Annotated in this window: 16 protein-coding genes; 10 read left to right on the forward strand and 6 right to left on the reverse strand. The window is 66.7% G+C overall.

Annotated elements, in window-relative coordinates:
• The first annotated feature begins 89 nt into the window (after positions 1–89).
• Positions 90–1499 carry an acyl-CoA reductase gene (locus ACFYOW_RS07985; protein ID WP_387285604.1) on the forward strand — a complete coding sequence of 470 codons (1410 nt, stop codon included), beginning with the start codon at positions 90–92 and terminating at the stop codon, positions 1497–1499.
• Here the strand turns inward: ACFYOW_RS07985 and ACFYOW_RS07990 are convergent, their stop codons facing one another.
• From ACFYOW_RS07990 to ACFYOW_RS08010, 5 genes are read right to left on the reverse strand one after another with little or no spacing between them, the layout of a single operon-like run.
• Positions 1500–1907 (reverse strand): hypothetical protein, encoded by a 408-nt coding sequence (locus ACFYOW_RS07990; protein WP_387285605.1) that lies wholly within the window; start codon positions 1905–1907, stop codon positions 1500–1502.
• Positions 1904–3064 (reverse strand): thiolase family protein, encoded by a 1161-nt coding sequence (locus tag ACFYOW_RS07995; RefSeq protein WP_387285607.1) that lies wholly within the window; start codon positions 3062–3064, stop codon positions 1904–1906. Before ACFYOW_RS07995 ends, ACFYOW_RS07990 begins: the two co-directional genes overlap by 4 nt.
• Positions 3061–4233 (reverse strand): OB-fold domain-containing protein, encoded by a 1173-nt coding sequence (locus ACFYOW_RS08000; RefSeq protein WP_387285609.1) that lies wholly within the window; start codon positions 4231–4233, stop codon positions 3061–3063. The genes ACFYOW_RS07995 and ACFYOW_RS08000 overlap by 4 nt, the downstream gene beginning before the upstream one ends.
• 15 nt (positions 4234–4248) lie before the next feature.
• Positions 4249–5460, reverse strand: coding sequence for a CaiB/BaiF CoA transferase family protein (locus ACFYOW_RS08005; RefSeq protein ID WP_387285610.1), 1212 nt, complete (start codon positions 5458–5460; stop codon positions 4249–4251).
• Complete coding sequence (locus ACFYOW_RS08010) at positions 5457–6938, reverse strand: aldehyde dehydrogenase family protein (RefSeq protein WP_387285612.1); 1482 nt, start codon at positions 6936–6938, stop codon at positions 5457–5459. The genes ACFYOW_RS08005 and ACFYOW_RS08010 overlap by 4 nt, the downstream gene beginning before the upstream one ends.
• A 220-nt stretch (positions 6939–7158) precedes the next feature.
• On the opposite strand from ACFYOW_RS08010, the gene ACFYOW_RS08015 reads away from it, so the two are divergent.
• From ACFYOW_RS08015 to ACFYOW_RS08055, 9 genes are all read left to right on the forward strand, one after another.
• On the forward strand, positions 7159–7866 hold the full coding sequence (locus ACFYOW_RS08015; RefSeq protein WP_387285614.1) for an SDR family NAD(P)-dependent oxidoreductase: 708 nt from the start codon (positions 7159–7161) through the stop codon (positions 7864–7866).
• A gap of 62 nt (positions 7867–7928) precedes the next feature.
• Positions 7929–8789 (forward strand): mycofactocin-coupled SDR family oxidoreductase, encoded by an 861-nt coding sequence (locus tag ACFYOW_RS08020; RefSeq protein ID WP_387285616.1) that lies wholly within the window; start codon positions 7929–7931, stop codon positions 8787–8789.
• 14 nt (positions 8790–8803) lie between these two features.
• Positions 8804–8998, forward strand: coding sequence for a ferredoxin (locus tag ACFYOW_RS08025; protein WP_387285618.1), 195 nt, complete (start codon positions 8804–8806; stop codon positions 8996–8998).
• 11 nt (positions 8999–9009) lie between these two features.
• Entirely contained in the window at positions 9010–10365 is a 1356-nt protein-coding gene (locus tag ACFYOW_RS08030) for a cytochrome P450 (RefSeq protein WP_387285620.1), read from the forward strand.
• A gap of 20 nt (positions 10366–10385) precedes the next feature.
• Positions 10386–12044, forward strand: a complete 1659-nt coding sequence (locus ACFYOW_RS08035; RefSeq protein ID WP_387285622.1) for an OB-fold domain-containing protein — start codon at positions 10386–10388, stop codon at positions 12042–12044.
• Positions 12041–13015: an alpha/beta fold hydrolase gene (locus ACFYOW_RS08040; protein WP_387285623.1), complete on the forward strand. Its 975-nt coding sequence runs from the start codon at positions 12041–12043 to the stop codon at positions 13013–13015. The genes ACFYOW_RS08035 and ACFYOW_RS08040 overlap by 4 nt, the downstream gene beginning before the upstream one ends.
• Complete coding sequence (locus tag ACFYOW_RS08045) at positions 13015–13518, forward strand: DoxX family protein (RefSeq protein ID WP_387285625.1); 504 nt, start codon at positions 13015–13017, stop codon at positions 13516–13518. Before ACFYOW_RS08040 ends, ACFYOW_RS08045 begins: the two co-directional genes overlap by 1 nt.
• Positions 13518–14336, forward strand: coding sequence for an NAD(P)-dependent oxidoreductase (locus ACFYOW_RS08050; RefSeq protein WP_387285627.1), 819 nt, complete (start codon positions 13518–13520; stop codon positions 14334–14336). Before ACFYOW_RS08045 ends, ACFYOW_RS08050 begins: the two co-directional genes overlap by 1 nt.
• On the forward strand, positions 14336–15130 hold the full coding sequence (locus tag ACFYOW_RS08055; RefSeq protein ID WP_387285629.1) for an NAD(P)-dependent oxidoreductase: 795 nt from the start codon (positions 14336–14338) through the stop codon (positions 15128–15130). Before ACFYOW_RS08050 ends, ACFYOW_RS08055 begins: the two co-directional genes overlap by 1 nt.
• Before the next feature lie 85 nt (positions 15131–15215).
• Here the strand turns inward: ACFYOW_RS08055 and ACFYOW_RS08060 are convergent, their stop codons facing one another.
• A complete protein-coding gene (locus ACFYOW_RS08060) occupies positions 15216–16661 on the reverse strand; it encodes an MFS transporter (RefSeq protein ID WP_387285631.1) in 1446 nt (481 codons plus the stop codon).
• Positions 16662–16773: the final 112 nt, after the last annotated feature.

The following is a 16773-nucleotide window of genomic DNA, read 5'->3' on the forward strand; positions in this document are numbered from 1 at the left end:
CCAGGATCATTTTCGGCTCATGCCTGGCATGAACTCGATCCGCTTCCTCCCACGGCTCAAGCCGGACGTCTCCACACCACGGCCATCTGATGATCATCACAGACACCGAAGCCGTCGCAGCCGCGCCTTTCTTCCTGCGCGGCGAATTGCTCGAGGGTGACGACGTCACGCACCGCTCGCGCGATCTGGGCGTCACCTTCGCGACACCGCACATCCCGATGGACCGCGCAGTGCATCCGCGCAGCGAAGTGCCGCCGCTGCTGAACGTCCCGCTCGCGGAGATCATCGATTTCCTCGTCGAGACCGGGCGACAACTGCGCGCCCCCGAAAACCCGTTCGTGCGCGACTGCATCGACCGGATGTCGTCCACCCATGTGCTGCCGGGCGCCGTCCTGCAGGCACAGGTCATGGGCGCGGCGGGCTACCTCGACAAGCGGCTGCTCGAGACCGTGGTCGAACAGAATTTTCCGAACCCGCGGGCTCTTGACGAGTGGATTCCCAAGCGGGACTTCACCGGTCGCCAGAGTTTCGTGCGGGCATTCGCACCCCGGCTGATCCATGTGCTGCCCGGCAACTCCCCCGGCGTCGCGGTGAAGTCCATTGCCCACGGCGCACTGGTCAAGGCGGTCAATCTGTTCAAGATGTCGTCGAGTGATCCGTTCACCACGGTCGCGATCCTGCGGACCATGGCCGATATCGATCCCGACCACGCCATTGTGCGGTCGATGTCCGCGCTCTACTGGCGCGGTGGCGACGATGCGGTGGAACGGGTGCTGTACCGGCCGCAGTATTTCGACAAGATCGTCGCCTGGGGTGGCGGTGATGCGATCGACAACGTGATCAAATACCTCGGGCCGGGCTTCCAACTGGTGTCCTTCGACCCCAAGACCTCGATCTCGATGGTCGGCCGGGAGGCCTTCGCCTCGGACGAGTCGCTCGACCGGGCGGCCGAACTCGCGGCCACCGATGTGATGGTGCTCAACCAGGAGGCCTGCGTCGCAAGCCGTTTCGTCTATGTCGAGGCCGATCAGGCCGACGCCGACCGCTTCTGCGCCCGGCTGCACGCCCGCATCGTCGACAAGGCCGCCGGATCGGGCGACACCCGACCGCTCGATATCGATTTGCGCGAGCAGATCGACACCCTGATGATGCTCGACGACGAGTTCCAGGTCTGGGGACGGACCGACGGCAAGGGCCTGGTGATCCGTTCCGACGAACCGGTGGACTTCCACCCGATCAACAAGACCGCCAATGTCGTTCGCGTGGACAGCCTCGACACGGCGATGAAGTACGTCAATGTGGCGACGCAGACGGTCGGCTTCTTTCCGTTCGACCGGATGGCCGACTACCGCGACCGGCTGGCCAGCGGCGGCGCCCAGCGCGTCGTCCGCCTCGGCGAAGCCGGACCGAGCACGATCGGCAACCCGCACGACGCGATGTACCCGCTGCACCGTTTCGTGCACTGGATGGCGCACGAGGACGGAGTCGCACCGGATTAGCTAGCCCGACCTTTCACCTTTGGCGAGGTCGTGGTGCGCATCGGGCAGCCGCACCACGACCCGCACCTGGAACATCAGCGATCGGGTCGGCAGCACCATGACCGCGCCGAGCGCCGCGGCCCGCCGCACCGCGACGGAGTGCGCGCCGACCGGCCCCCACCACCAATTCCAGCCACAGCCGTGTCGCGAGAGAATACGGGCGGTGCTGGTGAAGTCCGCGTCCTCGAGCCCGACGGCATCGACGAACAGTCCGCTCAGCGCAATGGACCCGAAGAGCATCGACGGCGAGATCCCGTCGCAGACGACGTGCACGGTGCCCGTGGCGCCGACCCACCGTGCGGCCCGCTCCAATACGGCACGGCGACTCTTCGGGCTGCCCGAAACCAGCGCGACGGCCGCCGCGGTCAAGCGCCGGGTCCTTCCAGGATCGTCACGGCCGACACCGCGGTCGGCCCACCGAGGTTGTGCGCCAAGCCGATCCGCGCACCGTCGACCTGATTGACCGCCGTACCGCGCAACTGCTCGAACAACTCGACGCACTGGGCCACGCCGGTCGCCCCCGGCGGATGTCCCTTGGCCTTCAGGCCGCCACTCGGATTCACCGGCAGCGCGCCGCCGACCTCGGTGACCCCGCTCTGGATCAGTTTCGCGGCCCCGAATCGCTCGGCGAAGCCGAGGTCCTCGTAGCTGATCAGTTCGATACCGGTGAAGAAGTCGTGCACTTCCGCGACGTCGACATCCGCGGGAGTCAGACCCGCCATCCCGAAGGCCGCCTCAGCGGCTCGCACGGTGGCCGGGAAGGTCGTCATATCCCGCTTGTGCTGGTGCATCACCGAATCCAGGCCGAGGCCGACGCCGCGGATCCACACCGGGCGATCGGTGTAGCGGTCGACCACATCCGCCGCGGCGAGCACCAGCGCCGCCGCACCGTCGCTCTGCGGTGCGCAGTCGTAGAGCCCGAACGGTCCGGCCACGATCGGCGCCGCAAGCGCCTGCTCCAGGCTGATCTCGAAACGCAAGCGGGCCTTGGGATTACGCACACCGTGCCGGTGGTTCTTCACCGCAACCATGGCCAAATGCTCTCTGGTCGCGGGCGATTCGTGCAGATATCGGGCCACGTGCAGCGCGAATCCGACGGGCGCGATCAGGCCGAGTGGGTAGTCCCAGGCCATATCGCGCGCCATCGCCTCCCATTCCCACAGCATGTCCTTCTGCGCGGTCTCGCGCAACTTGTCCGCGCCGACGACGAGGGCCACGTCGAAAGCGCCCGAGGCGATGCCGAACAGGGCATTGCGCACCGCGTCATTGCCTGTCGCACAGGAGTTTTCGACCCGGGTCACCGGCAGATCCGGCAGCCCGAGCGCATCGGCGACAATCCCGGCCGGGAATCCGTCGGTATTGCCCATCGCACCGAACCAGGCCGCCTTCAGATCGGAGGTGGCCAACCCTTTGTCGATGCTGGCGGCGCATTCGGCGAACGCCATCGGCACCAGATCCTTGACGCCGAGGGCGAAATGCTCGGCGAAGGGCGTCATACCCGCACCGACGATAGCTACTTCCCTCATCGCGCGACCTCCGGTTCGAATGCGTATCCATAGTCGGGCACCCCCGACCGCACGGCGACCCGGCGCAGCACCATGCGGCCGCGGTCCCCGATCGCGACGGTGCCCGGATCGGTGCCGGTCACCTTCGCCAGCGCCCGCACCCCGACACCGTCGAGTTCGATGATCACCAGGGTGTACGGACTTCTCAGCCCCGGCACCGGTATCGCGACGGTGGCCTCGGTGTATACGGTGCCGGTGCGCGGCAGCGGCACCAGGGTGTAGCCGGTGCTCAGACCGCCGTCCGCGGCGACCCGATAGCGCGGCGGGAAGTCCAGTTCGTCACTGCCGGGGTGTTTTCCGGCCTCCCAGCGCACCTTCGCCTCGAATGCGCGCTCGTAGGCGGCCAGCGAGATCGGAATCTCGGATCCGGGCCACAGGTCGCCTTCGGGCAGCTCTCTGGCCGTCGACTCGTGCCGGTGCAGCACGGCCGTACCGGTGGCCACCGTGATACCGGACAGGCTGGCCTGCTCCACCCCCACCAGCAGACCCGTACTGCCCCATTCGGCCATGGCCGCCAAGGCGAACAGCCCGGCGCTGGCGCCCACCGTCGGCAGCGACGGCGGGCCGCCCAGGCACAGCGCGGCCGCCTGTTTGTCATCGACCCCGGCCACCGCCACCGGTGTGTCCAGCCAAGCCGCAGCCAGCGAGGCCAACAAGCCGCGCGTGTGCAGCAGTCGCGGGTCGCCGTAATCGTGTACGGCCCCAACGGCATTGCGGGTGCGCACCGGCAGGCTGCGCGCCACCCGGGCGGCGGTGCGCACCTGCAGGCCGTGATCGGACACCATTGCCGCGGCCGCGCCCGCGGGCTCGGTATCGACCCCGATGATCAGGGTGCGCGGCCGGGCGGAACTGAGCGAGTCGAGGGTGGCGGGGGCGCCGCCGAGCCGCTCGATCACCTCCAGTTCCGGATCCAGCCCCAGCCCCGCCAGCAGGACCGCGGCATTACTGCTTCCCACCAGCGGCAGATCACGACTGACCACAATCACCCGTTCCACCGGACCGGCGTCGTACAGCGCGGCGCGACCGGCCTCCACGGCCAGGGTGATCGCGTCCTCGTCGTCGCCGAGCACCCGATGGCGCTGGGCGCCCCAGCACGGCAGGTAGGTCCCTATCGAAGCGATGTAGGTCATGGGTACTCCAGCGAATTACGTGATCGCACCCGCGGTTTTGAGCGCGATGATGCGGTCCCAGTCCAGGCCGAGTTCGAGCAGGACCTCGTCGGTCTGCGCGGCGAATTCCGGGCCGGGACGCAGGTCGGGCGCGGCGAGATCGAACTGCACCGGACTCGAAACCAGTTGCAGCTCACCGGCTTTGCGGACATATTCGTTCGCCTGCACCTGCGGATCGTCGATCGCCTGGAGCGCGTCCTGCACCGGCGCCCACGGCCCGGACAGGGTCGCGAAACGCTCGGTCCACTCGGCGAGCGTCCGGGTGGCGAACACCTCGCGCAGGATCTCCACGGCCACAGCGGTATTGGTCGCTATCGCGGCGGCATCGGCGAATCGCGGATCTTCCGCGAGGTCCGGCCGGTCGATATGTTTGCATACGTCGCCCCAGAATTTGCCGGGCTGCAACATGACCAGCGACAGGTACCGACCGTCCTTGGTTGCGTACAACCCCGACAGCGGATTCGACGGCGAACCGTGCGATCCGGTCGGGAACGCCCGCAGCGGCTCCCCCATATATGCCGAGAGCGCGATGGTGTGCCCCATCGACCACAGCCCGCTGCTCAGCAGCGACACATCCACGATCGACGGCTCGCCCGTGCGTTCCCGCTTCAGCAGCGCGGCCGCGATGCCGCCCGCCAGATTGGTTCCGGAGATGGTGTCGCCGAATGCCGGACCGGGCGGAGGGATCAGCCCGTCGATATTAGGCGGGGTGATGGTGGCGGCGACGCTGCCGCGGCACCAGTAGGCCGTCATGTCGTAGCCGCCCTTGTCGGCCTCCGCACCGCGCGGGCCCAGCCCGCTGCCGCGGGCATAGATGATCTTCGGGTTCACCGCGCGAATGTCGTCGACGTCGATGCCGAACTTGCTTCGGTGCTGCGGCAGGAAACTGGTCAGGAATACGTCCGCGGTCTTGGCCAGGTCGTGGATCACCGCCCGGCCCTCCGGCACCGACATATCGACGCCGATGCTGCGCTTGCCCCGATTGGCATGCTCCACATTGGGATTGGGGTCACCCTCGACCTTGAAGGTGGCGATCTGACGCAGCCCGCGCTGCGGGTCACCGGTGACCGCGTGCTCGACCTTGATCACGTCCGCACCCCAGTCGCAGAGCACGGCGCCCGCCGACGGCACGAACCCGTACATCGCGACCTCGAGGACGCGGATCCCGTCGAGTGGTCCCCGGCTCATCGGACCGCCGCCGCGAAGGTCTTGATCTCCAGGAATTCCGTCAACCCGTCGACTCCCATCTCCCGGCCGATGCCGGACTGTTTATAACCGCCGAAGGGCGCGTCGGCGGCGAAGTAGTTGCCGCCGTTGATGCTCATGGTGCCGGTGCGGATACGCCGCGCCACCGCGAGCGCCCGCTCCTCGTCGGCGCTGAACACACCGCCGGACAGGCCGTAGATGGAGTTGTTCGCGATCCGTACGGCATCGTCGTCGTCCTCGTACGGGATCACCGCGAGCACCGGTCCGAAGACCTCCTCCTGGGCGATTTCGCTGTCCGGATCGACACCTGCCAGCAGCGTCGGCAGGTAGAAGAAGCCCGGATCGACCTTCTTGCCACCGGTCACCAGTTGGGCACCCGCTGCTACGGCGCGCTGCACCAAACCGTCGACCTTGTCGCGCTGGCGCTCGCTGATCAATGGGCCCATATAGGTTTTCGGATCGCCGGGGTCGCCGTAGCGGACATGCGCGAAGTTCTGCGCGACCATTTCGACGATCGCGTCGTGATCCTTGCGCGGCACCAGCAGCCGGGACGTCAGCGCACACCCCTGGCCGGCGTGGTTGACAATGCTGAACGCCGCGAATTGCGCCGCCGTCCGGTAGTCGGCGTCGTCGAGCATGATCGCGGCCGATTTGCCGCCGAGCTCGAGGAATACCCGCTTGAGCGTCTCGCTCGCGGCGGCCATGATCTTGCGTCCCACCGGCGTCGAACCGGTGAAGGTGACCACGTCTACGTCGGGATGCGTCGTCAGCCGTTCGCCCACAGCCACATCCGAGGAGGTGAGCACATTGACCACACCGGCGGGGATGTCGGTGTGGCGCGCGATGATCTCGCCGAGCGCCAGGGTGGCCAGCGGCGTATCCGGTGCGCCCTTGAGCACCACCGTGCAACCGGCCGCGAGCGCGGGCGCGAGCTTGGCCAATGCGAGCTGATGCGGATAGTTGTATGCGGCGATGGCCGACACCACGCCCGCGCCTTCCTTCTCGACCCAGCGCCGATGGCGCTGGCCGCGGATTTCGATATCGCCGAGGTCCTCGGTGAAGGAGAACTTCGACAGCAGTCCGGCGTAGAAGCGGACGATCTCGAAGGGGATCTCGAGCTGGTTACCGTGCGTGAGCTGCCTGGTCGCGCCGACCTCCGCGATCGTCAGCTCTCGCAGTTCTTCGACGTTATCGCGAAACGCCTGGTAGAGCTGTTCGAGGCAGTGCGCGCGGAATGCGGCGTCGGTGGCCCAGGTCGTGGTGTCGAAGGCCCGCCGGGCCGCGGCGATGGCCGCGTCGGTCTCGGTAAGGCCCGCCTCCGGTGCGTACCCGTACACCTCGCCCGTCGCGGGATTGAGCGAGGCGAGCGTGTGCCCGGTCTCGATCAACTGTCCGTCGACGAGCAGCCGCCGGGTCGGAATCTGCTCCGTCCGGGCGGCCACTTCTTCTTGCACTGACATCCGGTCTCCTCGACTGCGCATGGAAACTTCATTCTCGCTATTGGAGAATCTTACATTCGTCGATCGCGAGACTGTAGCAACATTCAGAAATAGGCAACACCTGTCAGCGCATGGATGTCGTTGGCGTTCGAATGTCGATATGCCCGCATCACCCGGGAAGTCTTGCGTCTAAGCTCAACGCGAGAGTACGGTTCTCAACATCCGGAAGGGAGATTCTTGCGTGAAAACCGCTGTGGTCACCGGAGGCGCCTCGGGCATCGGCCTCGGCATCGTCGAGCGCCTGCGCGCTGACGGCCTGAACGTCGCCACCCTCGACCTGAACCCGTCCGCGGAGGACGATTTCGCCTATCAGGTCGACGTGACGAAGCCGGACGAGATCGCCGAGGCGTTGACCGACGTGCGCACCAAACTGGGCCCGATCACCGTGCTGGTCAATGCCGCCGGAATCGAGAAGTACCGCCGCTTCCAGAACCTCACCTTCGAGGAGTGGCAGCGCATCATCGATGTCAACCTGCACGGCGTATTCCACACCGTCCAAGCGGTTCTGCCGGATATGACAGCCGCGAACTGGGGACGCATCGTCAATATCTCCTCCTCCAGTACCCACTCCGGCCAGCCGTTCATGGCGGCGTACGTGGCGGCCAAGTCCGGACTCAACGGCCTCACCAAATCGCTTGCGCTGGAACTGGGGCCGTACGGGATCACCGTCAACGCGGTGCCGCCGGGCTTCATCGATACCCCCATGCTGCGCCGGTCCGAGGAGAAGCAGTTGCTCGGCGGAACCATCGAGGAGCACATCCAGCGCACCCCGGTGCGCCGGGTCGGCCGCCCCGCCGATATCGCCGCCGCCTGCTCGTTCCTGATCTCCGAGGACGCCGGCTACATCACCGGACAGATCCTCGGCGTCAACGGCGGCCGTAATACCTGAACCCGTCCGTGCCCCGGCACGGACTGTGCAGCCCAGAAGAAGTAGGACCGAAAGGAAGAGCCGTGGGACGTGTGCAGGGCAAGGTCGCCTTCGTCACCGGAGCCGCGCGAGGCCAGGGCCGCAGTCATGCGGTGAAGCTTGCGGAGGAGGGTGCCGACATCATCGCGGTGGATATCTGCCGTGATATCGCGACCATCCAATACTCGCTATCGCGACCGGAGGATCTGGAGGAGACGACCCGTCTCGTCGAGAAGACCGGACGGCGCATCATCGCCGAACAGGCCGACGTGCGCGACCGAGCGCAACTCGCCGCGGTCATCGAGCGCGGCATAGCCGAATTCGGCCACCTCGACATCGTGGTGGCGCAGGCCGGCATCGCCGGCATGAAGGGCGAGCCGCAGTGGCAAGCCTGGACCGATGTCATCGATACCAACCTGATCGGGGTCATCAATGCCGTCCAGGCGGCGCTGCCGCATCTCGGCGCCGGCGCATCGATCATCGCGACCGGTTCGACCGCGGCGCTGATGGATCTGGCGAAGGTCGATCAGCCGGGCAAGGATCCGGGCGGTGTCGCCTATATGGTCGCCAAACGCCTTCTGTCGCAATACATCCACGAGATCGCCACCCACTTGGCCGCCAGCAGTATTCGGGCCAATGTCGTACATCCGACCAATTGCAACACCCCCATGCTGCAGAGCGAACCGATGTACCGCTCGTTCCGCCCGGATCTCGAACATCCCACCCGCACGGACGCCGAACCCGCCTTCTTCGTGCAGCAGGCCATGCCGGTCCCGTATATCGAGCCGGAGGAGATCAGCAACGCGGTGTTGTTCCTGGCCTCCGACGAGTCCCGTTTCATCACCGGTACCCAGCTGCGGGTCGATGCAGGCGGCTATCTGAAGTGGTACGACTACCGCGTCTGAAGGGAAGAAATACCGTGAAGGTTCGAGTCGATGACGAACGCTGCCAGGGGCACACGCTGTGCGCGATGATCGCCCCGAAAGTGTTCGAACTCAGTGAAATCGACGGGCATTCGTCACCGGTCGGCGAAGACGTTCCAGCCGATCAGCAGGACAACGTGCGCGAGGCCGTCCGGTCCTGCCCTGAGCGGGCGATCTCCAGCACCGAATAGAGGAACCGCCGATGACCGATATCGCATCCGATGCCGAGCGCAGACAGCCGATATTTCATTTCGATCGACACACACCGCAATATCGCGGACAGTTCGTCGACATCACCCAGCAGATGCAGAGCGAGTGCCCGGTCGCCTGGACCGAAACCTACGGCGGGCACTGGGTGGCCGCGGGTAACCGCGAAGTGTTCGAGCTGGCCCGCTGCCCACACATCTCCAACGACAACGACCCAAATGGTGAACGTCGTGGCTACAAGGGGATTTCCATTCCGACGCCGGAACGCGGCCAGGGCATTCGCGCGGGCATCCTGGAAATGGACCCGCCCGAACAGCGGGAACTGCGCTCGGCGCTGAATCCGTACCTGTCCCCCGCGGCGGTGCAGCGCTGGATTCCGTTCGTCGACGAAATCGTGCGCGCCAGCATCGACGAGCAGATCGAAAGCGGCAGTATCGATTTCGTCGACGAGTTGGCCAATATCGTGCCCGCGGTGCTCACCCTCGCGATGCTGGGCATCCCACTGGACAAGTGGACCATCTACAACGAACCGGCGCACGCCTCGGTGTACACCCCACCGGATTCGCCGGACACCCCGCGCATCGCCGAAATGCACCGCACCATGGGCCTTGACCTGCTGACGAACTATCTGGAGGTCAAACAGAATCCGCGGCCGGGCATGCTGCACGCCGTCGCGGAGTCCACCCTGAACGGCGAGCCGATCTCCGATATGGACGCGCTCGGCATGCTCAGCCTCATTATCGGCGGCGGCTTCGACACCACCACCGCGCTCACCGCACACGCACTGGAATGGCTGTCGGAGAATCCGGATCAGCGCGAATTGCTCAGCCGCGAACGCGATCTCATCCTGGATTCCGCGACCGAGGAGTTCCTGCGCTACTTCACCCCCGCACCGGGTGACGGCCGCACCTTCGCCCAGGATTGCGAGGTCGCGGGCAAGCAGTTCGCCGAGGGTGAGCGGCTGTGGCTGTCGTGGGCGATGGCCAACCGGGATCCCGAGGTGTTCGACAACCCCAATGAGATCGATATGGAACGCCGGGGCAACCGGCACTACAGTTTCGGTCTCGGCGTGCACCGCTGCATCGGCTCCAATATGGCGCGCATGGTGTTCAAGCGAATGCTGCTCGCGGTGTTCGACCGGATGCCGGACTATCGCTGCGCTCCCGAGGACGCCGTACATTACGAGACCATCGGCGTCATCCAGGGCATGCGGCATCTGCCTGCCACCTTCACCCCCGGTCCCCGGCTGGGCGCCGGACTCGATGAAACCCTGGCGAAACTGCAGCGCGTCTGCGATGAGCAGCGGCTGGCCGAACCGGTCACCGTGCGCAAGGGCGACGCCCAGATCTGACGAAAGAGCGAGGAGGCGAGATGGGCGAAGCATCGGGACGTCCACTGCCATTGCTCACCCTCGAGAACGAGTTCTTCTGGACCTCGGGGAGCGATGGCACGCTGCGCATACAGGAATGTGAATCCTGTGCGGCACTGATCCATCCACCGCAGCCGGTGTGCCGGTACTGCCGTGGACACGAGATGGGAGTGCGTGCCGTCTCGGGCTTCGCCACACTCGCCGGCTTCACCGTCAACCATCGTTTCGGTGTGCCGGGACTGCCCGCGCCCTATGTCGTGGCGCAGGTCGCGCTCGAGGAGGATCCGCGAGTTCGGCTGACCACCAATGTGATCGACTGCGATCCGGATGCCCTGGTCCTCGGCATGCGGGTCGAGGTGGTCTTCCAACAGGACGACGACGTGTGGCTGCCGCTGTTCCGGCCCGTCGAAACACAGCCGGAACCGGTCCCGCTGCCCGTGGACGATATTGCGCCACAGGAGTTCTGGCGGCACGTGCGGCCCATGGTGCGGTCGGAGAAATTCGAGGACCGGGTCGCGCTCACCGGTATCGGTATGTCGCCGATCGGGCGGCGGCTGCAGGTTCCGCCGCTGCGGCTGACCATCCAGGCCTGCGAACGCGCGGTCGCCGACGCCGGATTGACGCTCGACGATATCGACGGCCTGTCGACCTATCCCGGCGGCGGCAATATGGGCGGATTCAGCGAGGGCGGTGTCACTGCCCTGGAATCCGCCCTCGGTATCCGGCCGACCTGGTACAACGGCGGCATCGAGACCTTCGGCCCCGGTGGGGCGGTTATCGCGGCCATGCTCGCGGTCGCGGGTGGGCTGGCCAGGCATGTGTTGTGTTTCCGCACCCTGTGGGAAGCAACCTTCAATGATCTGATGCGCACGGGAAAGATCAAGCCATCGGGTGGGCGCACAGCCGGCTGGATGGCCCCCTTCGGCGCCACCTCGGCGGCACATACCTTGGCGCAGAACGCACAACGGCACTTCCATCGCTATGGCACCACTCGCGAAACCCTCGGCTGGATCGCACTGAATCAGCGCGCGAATGCCGAACTGGAGCCGACCGCGATCTATCGAGATCCGATGACCATGCAGGACTATCTCGAGGCGCGCACGATCACCACGCCGTTCGGGCTCTACGACTGCGATGTGCCTTGTGACGGTGCGATCGCGGTCATCGTCTCGAGCGTGGACGCGGCGCGTGATCTGGCCAAACCACCGGTTCTGGTGGAGGCGGTCGGCACCCAGATCATCGAGCGCATCGAATGGGATCAGAGCACCCTCACCCACGAACCACAGGTCCTCGGCCCGGCCGCGCACCTGTGGACTCGAACCACGTTGCGCCCCACCGACGTCGACATCGCCGAGCTGTACGACGGCTTCACCTTCAACTGCCTGTCCTGGCTGGAGGCCCTCGGTTTCTGCGGTATCGGCGAGGCCAAGGACTTCCTCGACGGCGGTAAGAACATCGCCCGCGACGGCTTGCTGCCGCTCAATACCCACGGTGGCCAGCTCTCGCACGGCCGCACCCACGGCATGGGCCTGCTGCACGAGGCGATCTTGCAGCTGCGCGGTGAAGCCGGTGCGCGCCAGGTCCCCGATGCCCGCATCGGTGTGGTGTCCAGCGGCGGGCTCACCCCCGGTGGGGCGATGCTGCTGCGGAGTGATTCATGACGATTACCGAATCCGATTTCTCGCTACTGACCGGAGACGAACCGATTCCAGTCGTCACCGAAGTCGACGGCATTCCGATGTCGGGGCTGTTGGCCGAGGCGCAGACACCACGGGCTGTGCTACTCGCCCTGCACGGCGGAGCCACCACCTCAGCGTATTTCGACTGCCCGGACCATCCGCGATTGTCACTGCTGCGGCTGGCCGCCGCGGCCGGATACACCGTGCTGGCCCTGGACCGGCCCGGATACGGCAGCTCGCGCACGCATGCCGACGAACTCGCCGACCCACAGCGCCGTGTGGATCTGATGTATGCGGCCGCCGAGCAGCATCTCGGGTCGCGACCGCGCGGCGCGGGCACCTTCTTGCTCGCCCATTCCGCGGGCAGTGAATTGGCGTTGCGGATGGCGGCCGACGAGCGCGGCCGCGAATTGCTCGGCCTCGAATTGGCCGGGACCGGGCTGGAACATCAGCAGGAGGCCTACGACATCCTGTGGGGAGCGGATCCGCACGGGAAACGGCGCATGCGTCGCGACGGCGTGCCGGGCGGGGTCACCGAACTGCTGTGGTATCCGGCCCGGTTGTATCCGCCCGAGTTGGTCGGCGGTGCGCGGATCGGGTCCTATGGCCCACGCTACGAAGGGAATTCGGTCGAGGACTGGCCGACGGTCACCTTCCCCACACTTGCCGCCGATGTGCGGATTCCGGTGCGGTTCACCGTCGGCGACCACGAACGGGTGTGGCGCAACGATCCGGAGGCACTCGCCGAAGTCGCCGCCCGGTTCACCGCCGCGCCCAGGGTCGTGCTCAATATCCAGCCCAACAGCGGCCACAACCTCAGCGTGGGACATACCGCCGCCGCCTACCATCTCGGTCTGCTGGCCTTCGCCGAAGAAGCCGCCGTCGCCCGGAGTCTCGGCGAATTCTTCGGCCCGGCAATACAATTCAACGGCGCAACCCAGGAGGTCAACTGATGGACGTCGTCGACGTTGCCATCGCACTCGTGCGACTCGTCGTGGGGGCTACCATGATCGCCCACGGGGTCAATCACTGGGTGGGCGGTGGCAAGATCGCGGGCACCGCGCGCTGGTTCAGCGGCCTCGGACTGCGCGGCGGCATTCTGCACGCTTGGCTGAGCGTCGTCACCGAAATCGGTGCGGGGGTGTTGTTGGTCGTCGGGCTGCTCACTCCACTGGCGTGTGCGGCGGTCATCTCGGTGATGGCGGTCGCGGGTCTGCTCGCCCACCGCACCAACGGATTCTTCGTATTCAAAGAGGGTTATGAGTATGTGCTCGTGCTCGCGGTCGTTTCGCTGGCGCTGGGGCTGCTCGGTCCCGGGTGGCTGTCCATCGATCACGCCGCCGATATCGAGATAACGGGTTGGGCCGGTGGCGGCATCGCCCTCGGGGTCGGCCTGGTCGCCACCGCGGGCCTGCTCGCCGTGTTCTGGCGGCCCGAAGCGAAAGGCGAAGTGTGATGCGGGTCGGATTCATCGGACTCGGCAGCCAAGGTGGGCCGATGGCGCGCCGGATCGTCGATTCCGGATATGAGACGACGCTGTGGGCGCGGCGGCCCGCCTCGCTGGAGCCGTATGCCGATACAGCGGCGAAGGTCGCCGCATCGCCCGCGGAACTCGCCGCCGCGAGCGATCTCGTCTGTCTCTGTGTGGTCGGCGACGCCGATGTCCGCGAGGTCGTGACCGGGGCCGACGGCGTACTGGCCGGCATGGCCGCGGGCACGATCCTCGCCGTGCACAGCACGGTGCATCCGGACACCTGCCGCGATCTCGCCGACATCGCTGTGGCACAGGGGGTTTCGATCGTCGACGCACCGGTCAGCGGTGGCGGCGCGGCGGCCGCCGACGGCCGGTTGCTGGTGATGGTCGGCGGCTCGACCGATATCGTCGAACGCGCTCGCCCGGTATTCGAGACCTACGCCGAGCCCGTCGTCCATCTGGGCCCGCTCGGCGCCGGACAGACCGCCAAGCTCCTCAACAACCTGCTGTTCACCGCGAATCTCGCCACGGCGGCAAGCACTCTCGCACTCGGTACGTCGATCGGTATCGATCCGGCCCGCCTCGGCGAGGTGATCTCGCACGGCACCGCCGACAGCTTCGCGCTCGGCCGTGTCGTCTCCGCGGGCGGCACGCTGGACCGGATCGCCGCGCACGCCGGGCCGCTGCTGCGCAAGGATGTCGGCCTGATCGCGGAACTGGCCGCCGCCGCGAGCGCCGAACCCGGCATCGTGCTCGACGCCGCCGATGCGACCCTCGCGATGATCGATCACCCGCGCTGATGCGCGTCGGATTCCTCGGCGCCGGGCGAATGGGGCGTCCCATGGTGGAGCGGCTGGTCCGGGCCGGGCACGAGGTGTGCGCGCTCGGCCGGTCGCAGGAAGCACGGCGGGCCCTCACCGAGATCGGCGCGCAGGCGGTATCGGCCCCCGCGGCCGTCGGGACCAATGCCGATCTGGTCATAGTGTGCGTCTTCACCGATGAACAGGTTCGAGCGGTATGTCTCGGCACACCATTGCTGGCCGCCATGCCGTCCGGTTCGACTCTCGTCCTGCACACGACCGGCGGTCCGCACACGACGGCGGCCATTGCCGCCGAAGCCGTTGCCTCACATGGCATCCAGGTGCTCGATGCGCCCGTGAGCGGCGGCCCGCCCGATATCGCCGCCGGGCGCCTCACCCTCTTCGTCGGCGGCCCGGCTGAAACCGTAGACCGAGTCCGGCCCGTGCTGGCCGCCTATGGCGACCCGATTCTGCACGTCGGTCCGCTCGGCGCGGGCCAACGCGTCAAGTTGGTCAACAATGCCGTATTCGCCGCACAGCTCGGAATACTCACCGCGGCAGTGGATCTCGGGAAACAGCTGGGCCTTGCCGAGACCACCCTGTTGGCCGCGCTGCCCCACGGCAGCGCGGCAAGTCGCGCGCTGACCGCTGTCGCGGGCCGGGGGTCGGTGGCCGAATTCAGCGCATCGGTCGGCGAATTCGTCGGCAAGGATGTCGCGGCGGTCCGGTCGATCGCCGCCGAACTCGGCACCGATCTCGGCCTGCTCGACGACGCGATCGACAATCGGCACTGACATATAACAAGGCGGCGCCCCGAACCTGCTGCCAGTGCAGGTTCGGGGCGCGGTTCCCACCGCGCCACGCTGCGCGGATGAGCAATCAGACCCGGGCAGGGACTTCCGCTTCGGTCTGCTCGGCCGGCCGGGCGGCAATCGCACGCCGGACCGGAATGGCCATCGCAACCAATGCCGCGAGAACCGATACGCCACAGCCGATCAAGAACGCGACGCGGAAACCGTCCTCGGTAGGGATGCTGTGACCGCCGACCGTGATGGTCAGCTGTGCCAGCACCGCGCCGACCACGGCCGCGGAGATCGAAGTGCCGATCGAGCGCATGAGGGTGTTGAAGCCATTGGCGGCAGCGGTTTCCGACTGCGGTACCGCGCCCATGATCAGCGCGGGCATGGCGCCGTAAGCGAAACCGACACCCGAGCTGCAGATGATGTTCACGATCAGCAGGCCCCAGGTGCTGCCCATCAGGACCTGCGCGGCGCCGTAGCCGATGGCCATGACGACGGCACCGACGACAAGGGTGAACTTCGGACCGCGCATTGCCGACAGCTTCGCGCCGACCGGGGAGATGAGCATCATCATGATGCCGGCGGGGGCCATCCACAGACCCATCGCCATCATCGACTGGCCGAGACCGTAACCGAGTGAACGCGGCAGCTGCATCAACTGCGGGACGCTCAGCTGCAACGCGTACATGCCGACGCCGATGGCGACCGTCGCGAGATTGGTGACGAGCACCTGCGGCCGGGCGGTGACCCGCAGGTCGACCAGCGGCTCGACGGTCCGCAGCTCCCACCAACCCCACACCAGCAGCACCACTACGGCCGCGACGAACAGGCCGAGAATGCTGCCGCTCGTCCAACCCCACGTCGCGCCCTTGGACACCGCGAGCAGCAGCGACACCAGGCCGGCGCCGAGCAGTACCGCACCGAGTCCGTCGAAACGACCCGAAGGTCCTTCGGCAATACCCTCCGGGACGATCAGCGTGATCAGCGCGGTGGCGACCGCGACCAGCGCCGCCGCCGCCCAGAACAGCACCCGCCAGTTGCTGTACTCGGTGACCGCCGCCGCCAACGGCAGCCCGAGCGCGCCACCGATACCGAGCGAGGAGCTGATCAGCGCGATGGTCGAGCCGAGTCGCTCGGGCGGCAGCACATCGCGCAGCAGCGCGACGGCCAGCGGGATGGTGCCGAAGCCGAGACCCTGCAGGCCACGGCCGATGATCATCGGCAGCAATGAACCCGCCATGGCACAGACCACCGAGCCGATGATGAGCGGCACGGTCGAGGCGATCACCATCCGACGCTTGCCGAACATATCGCCGAGGCGTCCGGCGACCGGGGTGGCGACCGCACCCACGAGCAGAGTGACCGTGACGACCCAGGATGTATTGGCCGCCGAGGAATTCAGAATTTGCGGCAACTCGCCGAGCAATGGCACTACGAGCGTCTGCATCAGCGACGCGACGATGCCGGTATAGGCCAGCACCGCCAGGATGGCGCCTGGCCGGACAGCGGAATCAGGCTTGTCCACCTAAATCTCCCTCGGACTCACAACAATCAGCGTGTATCGTACACTACATGTGTATCATGCATTCCACGTGAACAATACACGCACTATGTGTGATGCACATCTCTGAGGAAGG

Origin of the sequence: Nocardia sp. NPDC006982, from assembly GCF_042869435.1 — a bacterium.
Classification (GTDB): domain Bacteria; phylum Actinomycetota; class Actinomycetes; order Mycobacteriales; family Mycobacteriaceae; genus Nocardia.

Bases quoted from the DNA above. Each gene is read 5' to 3' on its own strand.
- ACFYOW_RS07985 (WP_387285604.1), top strand. From the start codon at position 90: ATGATCATCACAGACACCGAAGCCGTCGCAGCCGCGCCTTTCTTCCTG.
- ACFYOW_RS07995 (WP_387285607.1), bottom strand. From the start codon at position 3,064: ATGAGGGAAGTAGCTATCGTCGGTGCGGGTATGACGCCCTTCGCCGAG.
- ACFYOW_RS08000 (WP_387285609.1), bottom strand. From the start codon at position 4,233: ATGACCTACATCGCTTCGATAGGGACCTACCTGCCGTGCTGGGGCGCC.
- ACFYOW_RS08005 (WP_387285610.1), bottom strand. From the start codon at position 5,460: ATGAGCCGGGGACCACTCGACGGGATCCGCGTCCTCGAGGTCGCGATG.
- ACFYOW_RS08010 (WP_387285612.1), bottom strand. From the start codon at position 6,938: ATGTCAGTGCAAGAAGAAGTGGCCGCCCGGACGGAGCAGATTCCGACC.
- ACFYOW_RS08030 (WP_387285620.1), top strand. From the start codon at position 9,010: ATGACCGATATCGCATCCGATGCCGAGCGCAGACAGCCGATATTTCAT.
- ACFYOW_RS08035 (WP_387285622.1), top strand. From the start codon at position 10,386: ATGGGCGAAGCATCGGGACGTCCACTGCCATTGCTCACCCTCGAGAAC.
- ACFYOW_RS08040 (WP_387285623.1), top strand. From the start codon at position 12,041: ATGACGATTACCGAATCCGATTTCTCGCTACTGACCGGAGACGAACCG.
- ACFYOW_RS08045 (WP_387285625.1), top strand. From the start codon at position 13,015: ATGGACGTCGTCGACGTTGCCATCGCACTCGTGCGACTCGTCGTGGGG.
- ACFYOW_RS08050 (WP_387285627.1), top strand. From the start codon at position 13,518: ATGCGGGTCGGATTCATCGGACTCGGCAGCCAAGGTGGGCCGATGGCG.
- ACFYOW_RS08055 (WP_387285629.1), top strand. From the start codon at position 14,336: ATGCGCGTCGGATTCCTCGGCGCCGGGCGAATGGGGCGTCCCATGGTG.